The 13,400-nt window shown below is 62.6% G+C and carries 11 protein-coding genes; 10 read left to right on the forward strand and 1 reads right to left on the reverse strand.

The features are described 5' to 3' along the window. Window positions 1-37: 37 nt before the first annotated feature. The 10 genes from ACOFKT_RS05330 (at window position 38) to ACOFKT_RS05375 (ending at window position 11,525) form a co-directional block, all read left to right on the forward strand. On the forward strand, window positions 38-841 hold the full coding sequence (locus tag ACOFKT_RS05330; RefSeq protein ID WP_419806380.1) for a class I SAM-dependent methyltransferase: 804 nt from the start codon (window positions 38-40) through the stop codon (window positions 839-841). After that, entirely contained in the window at window positions 834-1,640 is an 807-nt protein-coding gene (locus tag ACOFKT_RS05335) for a TIGR04282 family arsenosugar biosynthesis glycosyltransferase (RefSeq protein WP_419806381.1), read from the forward strand. The genes ACOFKT_RS05330 and ACOFKT_RS05335 overlap by 8 nt, the downstream gene beginning before the upstream one ends. Before the next feature lie 173 nt (window positions 1,641-1,813). Then, on the forward strand, window positions 1,814-3,190 hold the full coding sequence (locus ACOFKT_RS05340) for a glycosyltransferase 87 family protein (RefSeq protein ID WP_419806382.1): 1,377 nt from the start codon (window positions 1,814-1,816) through the stop codon (window positions 3,188-3,190). Next, window positions 3,163-3,891 carry a glycosyltransferase family 2 protein gene (locus ACOFKT_RS05345; RefSeq protein ID WP_419806383.1) on the forward strand — a complete coding sequence of 243 codons (729 nt, stop codon included), beginning with the start codon at window positions 3,163-3,165 and terminating at the stop codon, window positions 3,889-3,891. Before ACOFKT_RS05340 ends, ACOFKT_RS05345 begins: the two co-directional genes overlap by 28 nt. A gap of 87 nt (window positions 3,892-3,978) precedes the next feature. Next, complete coding sequence (locus tag ACOFKT_RS05350; protein ID WP_419806384.1) at window positions 3,979-5,469, forward strand: BON domain-containing protein; 1,491 nt, start codon at window positions 3,979-3,981, stop codon at window positions 5,467-5,469. Between the two features lie 300 nt (window positions 5,470-5,769). Then, window positions 5,770-6,930: a DNA topoisomerase IB gene (locus tag ACOFKT_RS05355; RefSeq protein ID WP_419806385.1), complete on the forward strand. Its 1,161-nt coding sequence runs from the start codon at window positions 5,770-5,772 to the stop codon at window positions 6,928-6,930. 123 nt (window positions 6,931-7,053) lie between these two features. Beyond that, window positions 7,054-9,036 carry a peptidylprolyl isomerase gene (locus ACOFKT_RS05360; RefSeq protein WP_419806386.1) on the forward strand — a complete coding sequence of 661 codons (1,983 nt, stop codon included), beginning with the start codon at window positions 7,054-7,056 and terminating at the stop codon, window positions 9,034-9,036. A gap of 110 nt (window positions 9,037-9,146) precedes the next feature. Then, the gene (gene malQ / locus ACOFKT_RS05365; protein ID WP_419806387.1) at window positions 9,147-10,754 is read left to right on the forward strand and encodes a 4-alpha-glucanotransferase; all 1,608 of its coding nucleotides are present in this window, start codon (window positions 9,147-9,149) and stop codon (window positions 10,752-10,754) included. A gap of 42 nt (window positions 10,755-10,796) precedes the next feature. Beyond that, a complete protein-coding gene (locus tag ACOFKT_RS05370; protein WP_419806388.1) occupies window positions 10,797-10,991 on the forward strand; it encodes a hypothetical protein in 195 nt (64 codons plus the stop codon). Window positions 10,992-10,997: 6 nt separating this feature from the next. Next, complete coding sequence (locus ACOFKT_RS05375; RefSeq protein WP_419806389.1) at window positions 10,998-11,525, forward strand: 3-hydroxyacyl-CoA dehydrogenase NAD-binding domain-containing protein; 528 nt, start codon at window positions 10,998-11,000, stop codon at window positions 11,523-11,525. Window positions 11,526-11,537: 12 nt separating this feature from the next. Here the strand turns inward: ACOFKT_RS05375 and ACOFKT_RS05380 are convergent, their stop codons facing one another. Next, window positions 11,538-13,397, reverse strand: a complete 1,860-nt coding sequence (locus ACOFKT_RS05380; RefSeq protein WP_419806390.1) for a beta-L-arabinofuranosidase domain-containing protein — start codon at window positions 13,395-13,397, stop codon at window positions 11,538-11,540. Window positions 13,398-13,400 lie beyond the last annotated feature (3 nt).

Genomic DNA, 13,400 nt, shown 5'->3' on the forward strand with positions numbered 1-13,400 from the left:
GACGATTGCCGTAGACATGTCGCGCGGCAACCGACAAATGGACGCAAAGCAAGAGCGGCCTGTGCGCCGCGTGGAGCGCATCGTAATGGCAGAACCCGTCAGCACAGACATCGTCGGTGGCTGTTGTCCTCCGTCCGACAGCCTGTTTGAGCGCTGCGGCTGGTTTTACGCGCTTTGCCGCGAACACCTCTTTCATGACCACTCGCCGGAAATCGCCAAGGACTTCTGGCGCGATCAGGGACCCACGCCTGGAACCCACCTTTTGGAACTTGGCTGCGGACCGGGCTTTTACGCCTGCCGCTTCGCGGAAAAATATCCAGATCTCCGTACCACCGGGATTGACCTAAGCAAGGCGCTGCTCACCCGCGCTCGCACTCGCGCCGCCGCCATGAAGCTCCAGAACTGCAGCTTCCACCTTGCCGATGTTCACCAGCTTCCCGCCACCGTCGGCACCGTGGACGCGATCGTCGTCTCCCGTCTCTTCCTGGTCGTTCCCAACCGGGACGATGTCATGCGCGAAATCTTTCGAGTGCTGCGCCCCGGCGGCAAATGCTTCGTCGCGGAGCCCGTGCAAAGCGCGCGGACACAGTTTCCGCTCAGCGTCATGTGGCTGCTCGCAAAGCTCACCTCATTCACGAAAGTTCCTTACGTCGAACCCCACCGCGTGACGACCATGACAGAAGGTGAATTTCACTCCTTGGTCGAGGCACAGCCCTGGCAGCACATCGCGTTTCGCCGCGAGGGTCGCTACCAGACGGCGGTCTGCACCAAGCCCTGCGCCGCGGAAGAGGCCGCTCTGCCGCGCGCCACGGAAACGCTGCTGGAGCCGTGTGTTGCCTGATCCAGTTTCCGCCCCACCGTATTCGATTCTGAATCCCGCTTCCCCGCGCACTGAACTTCAGGGCCTGTGCGCGCTGGCCGTCATGGCAAAGGCGCCACGGCCAGGCAAGGTAAAAACCCGGCTCGCACCGCCGCTTACGCTGGAACAATCTGCCGCGCTCAACGTTTGTTTCTTGCGGGACACCACGGCGAATATCGCGCAAGTGCAGGGCGGCGTCGGCGTCCTCTGCTACACGCCGGTCGGCGATGAAGCGGCGTTCACCGGCATCGCGCCCCCGGGCTTCTCACTCATTCCGCAGCGCGGCGATGGCTTCGGCGAACGCCTCCACCTGGCCGCTACCGACCTTTTCGCCTGCGGCTTCGGCTCGGTCTGCCTGATCGACTCCGATTCGCCGACCCTGCCGCACACCGCGCTGCAGCAGGCCGTCAACGCCCTCAGCGAACCCGGCGACCGCGTGGTTCTGGGCGGTTCGCACGACGGCGGCTACTACCTGATCGGTCTCAAGCAGCCGCACGTCGCCCCTTTCGAGCGCATCACCTGGAGCACCGAATTCGTCTTCGCCGAGACGCTCGAGCGCTGCGCCGAAGCCGACCTCAACGTCGTCCCTCTACCCACCTGGTACGACGTGGACGACGGCGCCACGCTCCAGGTGCTCGCCGCGGAACTGCTCGACGGCGCGCGCCCTCACTTCGCGACCGTCGCCGGCTACGATGCCCCGCACTCCCGCGTTTTCCTCGCAGACCTGGCCTCCGCCGGCGAAGTCTCCTGGCGTCCGGCAAACGTTACAAGTGCGCAATGAGCATCTTCCTTCCGGTATGAGCACAGCGACCGCCAAAGCTCGTTCTCTCATACGCAACGTTGTCATTTCGACCGGAGCAGGACAGCTCCATCGTCCTGCATAGTGAACTCGGTGCTTGCACACCGAAACCCGCATTTAAACCGCTTCATACCGTCGGGGAGAACCGCTCGACCATGACGTCTTCCTTCCGCAACCTGCTCTACCGCGGCTCCGCCACCCACACCAACGTCATTCTCACCCTGCTCGGCCTGGCGCTGCTCTTCCTCTCGCGGCACCTTGCCGTCGAGTTTGACGATTTCGTCATCGGCTACTCCGAAACGTCCACCTGTGCGCTCGCCGTGTACTTCGCCGCGGCCATCATTGTGTGGACGCAACCCGTGGACCGCCGCACCTTCTGGATCATCGCTGCCACTGCGCTGCTGTGCCGTCTTGCCCTGCTCACGCCGGAGCCGCATCTTTCCAGCGATATCTACCGTTACGTGTGGGACGGCTACGTGCAGCACCACGGCATCAACCCGTACCGCTATTTTCCGGGCAACGAACACCTGCGATCCCTGCGCGAAGACGACATTTTTCCCTACATCAATCGCCGCGACTATGCGCCGACCATCTATCCCCCCGTAGCCCAGATGCTGTATTGGGTCGCAACCTGGTTCTCGCCCACGCTCACGCTCATGAAGCTGACCATGTATGCGTTAGAGGGCGTCACCGTGTTCGCGCTCGTGCGCATCCTGGAAGCGATGGGCCGCCGCCGCGAAGAGGCGATTGTCTATGCCTGGAGCCCGCTCTGCATTTGGGAGTTCGGCTCCAGTGGCCACGTGGACGCAGCGGTCATCGCAGCCATCTGCCTTGCGCTCCTGTTTCGCTTCCGAAATCGCCCGTGGCTTACTGGCTTCGCCCTGGGTGCGGCCGTCATGATCAAGTTCTATCCCTTGCTGCTCTTTCCCGCCCTGTGGCGGCGGCGCGACTGGCGCATGCCCGCGGCACTTACAGCCGGGGTCGTCGGCGGCTACGCGATCTACTCCAGCGTAGGCGTGAAGGTCTTCGGCTTCGCTGGCGGCTACGCCTCTGAGGAGGGCATGAGCTCCGGTTCGCGCTACTTCGTGCTGGACGCCGCGCGCCGTGTGCCCGGCCTGGGCAGCCTTGGCATTCCAGCTTTCCTGGCGCTCTGCGTTCTCGTGTTCCTGCCGCTGCTGGTCTGGTGCTGGCGTGCGAATCGCCAGCCCGGTACGGCGTTCGTCGCTCCCGCGGCCGCGCTTGCTTTTGCGCTCATGCTGCTGTTTTCGCCACATTATCCCTGGTACGTGGCCTGGCTGATTCCATTTCTCGTGCTGCTGCCGGAGCTCCCCGGGTTCGTCTACACCTACAGCATCTTTTACTGGCTGACGACCCAATACGCTGAGCCCGGCCCCAAGATGTTCCACGCCAACACCCGGGTGTACGGCGCAACCCTGATCGCCCTGGTTCTGTGGCTCGCCTGGCGCCGGTGGGGCCGGCAGAGCACATTGCCGCTGCCGCTGCCATGGCACCCACAGCGGACCTCCGCATGAGCGTCGCCGTCATCATCCCCGCCCTGAACGAAGCTGAATCTATCGGCTTCACCGTCCGCGAGTTGCCGTGGCCGCACATCCATGAGTGCCTCGTCGTCGACAACGGCAGTACCGACGCAACCGCACAGGTCGCAGCCGCCGCCGGCGCGCGGGTCGTCAACGCTCCACGCGGTTACGGTTCGGCCTGCCTGGCCGGTGTAGCCGCTGCTTGGCCCGAATGCGACATCCTCGTTTTCATGGACGGCGATGGTGCCGACGTCCCCGCGCACCTGCCCGAGCTGGTCGAACCCATCGAACGGGGTGAACAGGACTTTGTAATCGGCACGCGCCTCGGTGGCGACCGCCAGGGCCGCTTCCGGCAGCCCGGCTCCATGCTCGGTTCGCAGATCTTCGCGGGTTGGTTCGTCGGGCAAATCGTCCGGCTTGTGTACCGCTTTCGCTATACCGACATGTGCGCCTTTCGCGCGATCCGCCGCGACGCCCTGGCGTCGTTGAACATGCAGGAGCGCACCTACGGCTGGAACCTTGAAATGCAGATCAAGGCCGTGCAGCACCGCTTGCGCATCCTTGAGGTCCCTGTCAGTTACCGTGTCCGCTACGGCGGCGTTTCCAAGGTTTCGGGTGACTGGAAAGCATCGATCAAAGCCGCGACGCGCATCCTGCAAGTTCTCGTTCGTGTCACCCGTCAGGGAAAGCAATGATGAAGGCGAGTTCCGCAACTTCGGCTGCGGAACTGCGTCTGAACCGCTAGCGAGCGGCGACGTCCCCGTCTCATGTGGAGTAGCACCATGCATCAGAGCTTTCGGTTTGCGGCAGCGTTAGCTGTTTCTGCCGTCCTTGCCACCGGCGCGATCGCGCAGCAGTCCACCACCAGCGATGCCCTGATCCAGGCCAACGTGCTGAAGGCGATGGCCGCCGATAACCGGCTCGCCTCGCAACAGATTCAAACAACAACCGCCTTCGGCACCGTGACGCTGACAGGTTCCGTCCCAGACGAGGCCACGCGCACCGATGCCGAGCAGGTGGTGGCGCACACCGCGGGCGTGAAGAAGGTCATCGACCAGCTCACGATCGGCAACACGGGAACTGAAGCGAGTGCGGAGCCGGCCAATGATGCCCAGCGGACTGCAAATGAGCAGGCAGGCATGGACGCATTGAACGAGTCAAACGGCCCCACGCCGCAGCCGGCGACTCCGGACACAGCTCGTGCGCAGGCTCCTCAGCAGTTGCCGCAGCCCTACCCGCTGCCGAGCCCGCAGCAGCAGGTTGGTCAGCCCTATCCCCAACAGCAGCCCTACCCGCAGCAACAGCCGTATCCACAGCAACAGCCCTACCCGCAGCAACAGCCCTACCCACAGCAGCAGACATACCCTCAACAGGGCTACCCACAGCAGCAGACATACCCCCAACAGGGCTACCCACAGCAGCAGACATACCCTCAACAGGGCTACCCCCAACAGCAGTACCCACAGCAGCAAGGGCCGTATGCGACCAATAACGGCTATCCCCAACAGCCCGCACCTGGCATGTACCGCCGCCAGTATGAGGCGCAGCAGCGGGGTTACAGCCAGCCCTACGGGTATGCCCCACAGGGTGGGCAGCCGGGCGGCCAGCACGTGACCCTTGCTCCAGGAGTTGTGCTGCCGGTCCGTATCACGCGCTGGCTTTCGAGCGGTGACGCCCAGCCGGGTTCCACCTTCAACGCGGTGGTTGAAAACGACATCATTGCGGCCAACCAGGTTGCGATTCCACGCGGGGCCGAGGTGCAGGGTACCGTGGTCGGAGCCAGGGATGCCGGCGCGCTCAAGGGTCGCGGCACTCTCACCCTGCAACTCAACGCCCTCCACCTGGGCGGACAGGTCATCCCGCTGCAAAGCCAGGCGTTCACCGTTACCGGTCATGACAAAGCGGCCCAGTCGGTAAACTCCGCCATTGGCGGCGCCGCTGTTGGCGCGATTATCGGAGCCATTGCCGGGCGCGGTACCGGCGCCGCAATTGGTGCCGGGGTTGGCGGCGCGGCCGGCCTGGGCGCTTCCGCGATCAGCGGTGGCGGGAATGCCCATATTCCGGCGGAAGCGCTCTTGCGGTTCCCACTCACCGCACCCGTCGACCTCGTCACCGTTTCCGAGGCCGAAATGCAGCGGCTGGGCAGCTATGCCGGACCAGAGGGCGCACGCCAGCCGCTTCCGCCTCCGGATTACGGCTACGGTACATACCCAGCCCCGTATCCCGGACCGTACGCCTATCCATACGGCTACCGGCGCGGTTATTACTACTGAGGCCGCGTTACCTTCCGGCTGAAAGTGTTTGAGCCGCCTGTCGCAACATGGCATGCCTCGACCGCCAGGGTGACGAACTGCACGATCTCGTCATCCCGAAGTCCTCGCCAGCTTTCTCGCGATCTCCAGTACTCGATATTCCCGTTCTCAGAACACCCTGCGTAACACGAACGGGTGATTGTCTACCCTGTCCGCGTTACATTTGTATGGCCCAGGTGATTGTTCCACGTGGAACATTGACCCGCCGCCGCTTGCGCCGCAACCGGGCCGCCACATCCTTTCGCCGCATCCAACGGTGCGATGAGTTTGAAAGTAACGGCCCGATCCAGGCAGAAGCGGCAACCCTCCACGCGCAAAGTGGAGTCCATCAGCGTCCTGAACGATCCCGCGGATTTCGCAAAGGCGGCAGGTCTTCGCTATGTGACGGACCACCGCCCCGGCATCGCCCGGAAGCGCGTTCGCGACAGCTTCCGCTACACCAATCCTGATGGAGCGCCTGTCAAGGACGCGGACACGCTCGCCCGCATCAAGTCTCTGGTGATCCCGCCTGCCTGGGTGGATGTGTGGATTTGCAAAGAAGCAAACGGGCATCTGCAAGCCACTGGCCGCGACGCGCGGGGACGCAAGCAGAGCCGCTATCACCCCAAGTGGCGGGCCATCCGCGACGAGAACAAGTACGAGCGCATGACCCACTTTGCGGAGGCATTACCCGGCATCCGTGCCCGTGTGCACCACGACCTGGGGCTGCATGAAATGCCGCGGAACAAGGTGCTCGCCACCATCGTCAGCCTTATGGAGGCCACGCACATTCGTGTTGGCAACACGGAATATGCCAGGGAAAATCACTCCTACGGTCTGACCACCATGCGCAACAAGCACGTCGACGTCCACGGCTCCGAGGTCACGTTCAGCTTCCAGGGCAAGAGCCGGGTCCATCACACCATCCACCTGCACGACAAGCGGCTTGCCCGCATCATTCGCCAATGCGAAGACATCCCCGGCCACGAGCTTTTTCAGTACCTGGACCATGACGGCAATCACCACGTCATTGACTCGCAGGCGGTCAACGACTACCTGCGAGAGATTACAGGCCAGCACTTCACGGCAAAGGACTTCCGCACCTGGCACGGCACAGTGATGGCAGCCAAGATGCTGCATGGATTCGAACCGTTTCGGAACGTGACCGAGGCGAAGAAAAACATCGTCACCGCCATCAAGCAGGTCGCCTCTGAGCTTGGAAACACGCCTTCCGTCTGCCGCAAATGTTATGTGCATCCCGCCGTGCTGGACGCCTATATGGGCGGCATGAGCAAAGAAGAGGCCAAGGAACAGTTGGACGAGCAGATCGCCGAACACGGCCAGGCGATCGCCGAAGCCGACGATCGGCATGGTCTGAACGAAGAAGAACGAGCGCTGGTCAGCCTGCTGCAGCAGCGCATGCTGCTGGAAGCCGCGGCGTAGGCGCCTCATTCGCTGCTCTATACTGAAAGCAGCGCTTCGGCGTGAAGCGGCGCAATGCCGCGTATGCACTGCGGCCGTCTGGCGCGCAGCACTTCAACAAGGATTTTCGTCCCACCACCAGACATGATTCGTTTTCTGCAGAGTGACAATCGCCTGACCAAGGCGATCTTCGGTGTGGTCATCGGCGCGGCCATCATCGCGATGGTGGTTACGCTCGTTCCCGGCATTTATGAGGGCTTCGCCGGCGCGCCCCAGGGTGTATACGCCACGGTGCGAGAGCCTGGCGTGATTGGCCGGCTTTTCGGCAGCTCCGAAAACATTCAGAGCACCGAGGTTGCCAACCTGGCGAATAACCTTGCGCAGCGCCAGGGCTACCCCGCGCAGTTCGCGCAATTTCTACAGCCGCAGGCCCAGCAGATTCTGCTCGCCGGCGCCGTGGAAAAGCGGGAAGCGCAGCGGCTCGGCCTGATCGCCACCGACGAGGACGTGCGCTACGACCTGCAGCACGGTCAGCTTGGCCAGCTCTTCTTTCCCGGCGGTCAATACATCGGTGACGACAAGTATCGCCAGTTCGTAACCCAGCAGATCGGCTTCGCCTCGACCCAGGAATTTGAGGACAAGCTGCGCGATGAACTCACGCAGCGCAAGCTGGTGGCGTTTATCACCGCGAACGCTGCCGTGAGCGATAACGCCGTTCGCGAAGAGGTTCGCCAGCAGGGAAGCAAGATCAAGTTCGACTACGCCGCCATCACGCAGGACGATGTGGCAAAAGCGATCAACCCAATTGACAGCGAACTGCAAAGCTTTTTCCAGAAGAATCAGGCGCGCTATGCGACGGCAATCCCGGAGGAGCGCAAGATTACCTTCATCGCCGTCGACGCCGGCAACCTGCCTGGCGGGCGTCCGCAGGTGACGGATGCCGACCTGCAGGCGTACTACAACGCCCACAAAGCCGATTACCACGTGGATGAACAGGTCAAGGTCCGTCACATCCTGATCAGCGCGCCAAAGGGAGCCGACGCCAAGACAGACGCTGCTGCAAAGGCCAAAGCGCAATCGTTGCTCGACCAGATTCGCAAGGGCGCTGATTTCGCCGCACTGGCCAAAGCAAACTCGCAGGATCCCGGGTCGAAGGACTCAGGCGGCGAGCTCGGCTATGTGAAGCGCAACCACCAGATGGTGCCCGAGTTTGAAAAGGCCGCCATGGCGTTGAAGCCGGGTGAGACCAGCGATCTGGTTCGTAGTGATTTCGGCTACCACATTATTCAGGCGGAAGCCCGCGACGAGGCTCACGACAAGCCGTTGAGTGAAGTTGCGCCGGAGATTCGGCCAATTCTGGAGCAGCAGAAGTCAGCGGGAGCACTACAGAGCTTTGCCTCGCAGCTTGCCTCAGAAGCCGCAAAGAACGGTTTGGACAAGACCGCAGCCGCACATAACCTGCATGCAACCACGACGGACTACGTGCCTTCCGGCGGACCCGTGGCCGGCCTGCCCGATGCCACGCAGATGCTGCAAGGTGCCTTCGCCCAGAAAAAGGGGGACGCGCCTCGCGTTGCATCGGCAGGTACAGGCGAGTTTGTGGTGTACAGCACCGACGACATTCACGCGGCGCACGCACCGACGTTTGCGGAGTGGAAAGGGCACTTGCTGGACGATTACAGGGCAGATCAGGTACCCAATCTGTTGCAGGCACGCCTGACCAAGCTGGCAACCCGCGCGCAGGAGCTGCACGATCTGCGCAAGGCGGCAGCGGAGCAGAACGTTCCGGTCAAGACCAGCGACCTGGTGGGCCGCGATGCCAACGTTCCGGATGTGGGCCAGATGAGCGGCCCGGCCAGCGTCGCTTTTGATCTGCCCAAGGGCGGTATCACGGGTGGCCTGAACAGCGGCAGTTCGGGCGCTGTGCTGCAGGTGCTGGATAAGCAGGAGCCCTCGCCGGACGAGATCGCAAAGACGTATGCGACCCGCCGCACGGAGCTGATCGAACGCAAGCGCGCCGAAGTCTTCGGCGTCTACATGGGCACACTGCTCGACCGTTACAAAGCCAAGGGCGCCATCCGCGTGTATCAGCAGCCGAAGCAACCAGGCCTGCCGATTGGCATGTAGTCGCATCTGCAAACCAGACAGGAACTGCCTGGCCACCTGGCCGGGCAGTTTTCTTTTCGACACCATGCTTTTCACTGCTTTCCAAGGTGTTTTCGCATCGTATTAGGCGCATGGTTTCTGAACGGCTTTCCGGTGTACTGGTTCACGTCACGTCTCTGCCTTCCCATGGAGGCATCGGCGACTTTGGTCCTGAGGCCTACGGCCTGCTCGACTGGCTCGCGTCGGCCAAGCAGCGAGTGTGGCAGGTGCTGCCGCTCAGTCCAGTCGGCTACGGCAACTCGCCATACAGCGCAATTTCCGCGTTCGCCGGGAACCCGCTGCTGATCTCGTTGGAGTTGCTGCGGCAGCAGGGATGGCTTGAAGAACACGAGATCGCCAATCTGCCGGGCGCAGAGGGGAACGTTGACTTCGGACAGGTTTCCGCGCAGAAGCTGCCCCTGGTGGAAGAAGCTGCGCGCCGCTTCCTGAAGGGCACCACGGGCGAAACCTGTGAGCGATATGACAGCTTCCGCGAGCGCAATGCGTACTGGTTGATCGATTACGCGCGCTACGTCGTGATTCGTCGCGAGAGTGAATACAAGCATTGGAATGCCTGGCCGGAGGGTCTTTCGCAGCATGACCCGGAGTCGTTGAAGACCTTCGACCGGGAGCACACCGATGCGCTCAACACCGAATACGCGATGCAGTTCCTGTTCCAGGAACAGTGGATCGCTCTGCGCAATTACGCCATGTCGCGAGACGTTCGCATCATGGGGGACATGGCGATCTTCGTCTCCTACGATTCGGCGGACGTGTGGGCGAACCGCGAACTGTTCGAATTGGATGAGCAGGCGCAACCGACTGCCGTCTCTGGTGTGCCGCCCGACTACTTCTCTGCAACCGGCCAGCGGTGGGGCAATCCGCTGTATCGCTGGCGCTATATCGAGCAGCATGGCTTTGACTGGTGGGTGCAGCGCGTCAAGCGGCAACTCGAGCTTTACGACCTTTTGCGGCTCGATCACTTCCGTGGTTTTGAGGCGTACTGGCGCATCCCCGCGGACGAGGAGACAGCACTCAACGGGGAGTGGATTGAGGCGCCTGGTCATGCGCTTTTCGATCGGCTGAAATCCGCTCTGGGCGGTTCGCTGCCATTTGTGGCGGAGGACCTGGGCGTCATTACGGACAAAGTCGAGAAACTGCGCACCGACTTCGACATGCCCGGCATGCGCGTGATGCAGTTTGGCTTTGCTGGGCGGGGTGCGCACCTGCACCTGCCACACAAGTACGTGACCAACATGGTGGTGTACACCGGCACGCATGACAACAACACCACACTGGGCTGGTGGCGGGATGCCCCGGAGACCGACCGTAACAATCTGCTCACATACCTTGGCCCGCTGGCGCACGACAATGACGTGGTCTGGGCGATGATTCGCGCGGCGGAGCGATCGGTTGCGGCAATCTGCCTTGTTCCGCTACAGGACCTGTTACACCTGGGCAGTGAGGGCCGGATGAACACGCCCTCAGTGCCGGAAGACAATTGGACGTGGCGCTACGCTCCCGAGGCGCTGCACGAAGACATCGCCCTGCAACTGCGGCACATTACCGAGCAATGCGACCGCGACAGCTACGTACCGGAGGAGATGGAAGTGGAGGCCGCGCCCAAGCCCGCCGAAGCCATGGAAAGCCAGCAGCCCGGCTCGAACACCGTTGAATCGACGACGCAAGTGTCAGATTGATCAGACAAGCAGCACGATACACTTCTTGGGAAGGAGTTTTGCATGCCACTTTCCGGAGAAGCCATTCGTACGATGAATTACGTGGACGATATTGCCGTGACGCTGCGCCGCATTCTAGCGACGCTGCCGGAGCTGACGCCCGAGGAGCGCGATCGGGTGGGTGAGCACATCCGCGCCTCCGATCCCAGCTACAGCGCGGTTCTGCAGGCGCTGGAGACCGAAGTGGAAAAGGCGTAGAGCGGCGTGTCCGCGACCGCTTCAAAACAGCACGGCTCGCTAACCGTCGCAATCATCGGCGCGGGTCAGGCGGGCCGTTCGCTTGCTGCGGAGGCAGTCCGCGCCGGTCACCGGGTGGTGCTGGAAGATGTGTTGCCGTCGCGGTTGCGCGATGCCCTGGAAGAGATTTCAGTCGAAGGTCAACCGGGCACGCTGGAGTTCGCCACCGAGGTTGAGAACGCGGTCCGGGACGCGGACCTCGCCATTGACTTCGTACCGGATGAACTTGAGTCGAAGCTAGAGATTGTCAGCCTTCTGGACCGCATGGCGCCGCCGAAGACTGTCTTCTGCATACCGACGCGCGTGCTCAGCGTCGATGACCTCGCTTCCTGCACCTATCGGGCTGACCAGTTCGTAAGCGTGGAGTACTCAGAGCTGACTGCAAGCGTGATCGGGAGCAGCTTGTGCAGTCACGAAGCGGTCGAGCTTGCCGTGATGTTCTGGCGTTCCGTTGGCCGCGTGACGGATGTGCACGGGGCTGAAGTACGCGTCTAGCGGCGATGCGTCTCAGGAACTTTTGTTGTGAGTGATGGGTGCCTGGCAATATAGGGTGTAAAGCCGGTCGCCCAACTGGCTGAAGGGCACAAACAGGCGGGTGCCTGCGGTGTCCTGGACGGTCCACTGCGCCGGACCGGTGCGTTTGGCTCCAAGCAGGGCGTCGCGCGAAATCGCTAACGGGCCACTTTCACCGGGCTGGCGTATCGGGAACAGCACCAGTGGGCCGTAGAGCAAGGCAACAACGTCCGGGTGCGCCGGGCCGCCGTTTGCGGGCAGAGCTTCCAGTCGCAGGGGCATCGGCAGCAATAGCTCGACCGTGTCGTTGTTGCGCCACACACGCCGGAGGGCGGCGAAGCCATCGGTCGGAGTGACCGCTTGAGGCTTGCCGTTGACCTTGATTTCGGCGTTGCTCGCCCACTGTGGAATGCGGAGTTGCAGCGTGAGGGCGCATGGCTTCGCTGCGTTCAGATGCAGGCGGATATTGCCATCTGTTGGATACGTGCCGGTTTGTGTGAGCACGACGGCATTACCGCTTTCATTCAGGCGCAACTCGCTTGGGTGGTACAGGTTGACCCACACAGCCCCGGGCTCGCGCAGGTACGTGTTGATGCCGTAGTCGGCGACCACCTGTGCATAGGTTCCGCTGCAGCAGGGCCATCGGTGAACCGAGTAGATGCGCTTGGCAACCTGGTTGTAATCGGCGTAATAAAAGGTGCGGCCGTCCGGCTGCAGCGGCAGAATGCCCGCGGTCGTGTTCAGCAGCACGCGTTCCATGCTGTCGCCATATCGGCCGTCGCGTGTAGCGCGCAGCAAGTACCGCGTGAGCTTGCAGTGTGCAAAGCTGCTACACGGTGCTTCGAATCCGTTGTGGCTCGCTGCAAGCGTCTTGATCAGTTCGTCATAGCCTTGCTTGCGCAGCAGTTCTTCCGGTCCCCATCCGCCGGTTGCGAAGCTCTGCTCCTGCAGCATGGCAAAGCCGTTCAGCGTGGCCAGGCGATGCATGGTGCTGCCGGTGGAGAACCATGCCTGCATGGCTGAGTTGAGTGAGTTGACATAGCTGTACGCGTGACGATCCGCCATCACGTTCACGCTGCGGCTGAGCGGTTCGAAAAAGGTTTGGTCGTTCAAGTAGGCCAAGCCCGTGCGGCGAAATGCCGCATTGCCGGGTTGATCGTCGCTCGCCTTCAGCAGGTTCTCCGGGAGGGTGAAGCTCTCGTCCCACATGTACGAGATGTCCTTGCCGACCTTCCACTGCACTTCGCGGTCGACCGCGTGGCCGGGCAAGGACGGCGCGGCGGCCTCGATCAACGCGTTGAGTGTGTCGTAGGCCTGCGGATCGTGCAGGACGCGATGCATGTCCACCATGGCGCAGGCAAGCTTTTCCAGCGAGTACGCCGGGAAGCGAGTCGTCGCGAAGTACTGTGGCGTGACCTCCGTGCGAAGCTGCGCGGTTAGCCGGCGCGCCTTGGCGGCCAGTTCCGGTCCACGCGCTTCATCCTGTACCGACAGCCGCGCCATGGCGCTGATCCACTGCCCGAGCGCGTGGCCGGGGCACAGGCCCGCATCGTCGTGGTGGTGGTCGTAGTCAGGTTTGTACTCGTACCAGCCGCCCAGATTCACGCCGGGCGCGGGCCGGCCCGCCATGGCGCGAAAAGGCTGAAGAAGTGAGTCATCGGACAAGCCGAGCAGGATATCGATAGCGTTCTGCCGCTGCGCGGTCGGGATTGCGGCGCTGACGCCAACCTGATCGTACGAGAACTCCTCCAGCGGCGCTTGCTGTGACTCCGCGGCGATCAGCGGTGCAAAGCGCAACGCGGCGGCGGCCAGCAGGGCAGAGCGAAGCGCGGTTCTACGCGTTATGCGGGACATAGG

Origin of the sequence: Terriglobus sp., assembly GCF_965201105.1 — a bacterium.
In the GTDB taxonomy this organism is placed as follows: domain Bacteria; phylum Acidobacteriota; class Terriglobia; order Terriglobales; family Acidobacteriaceae; genus Terriglobus.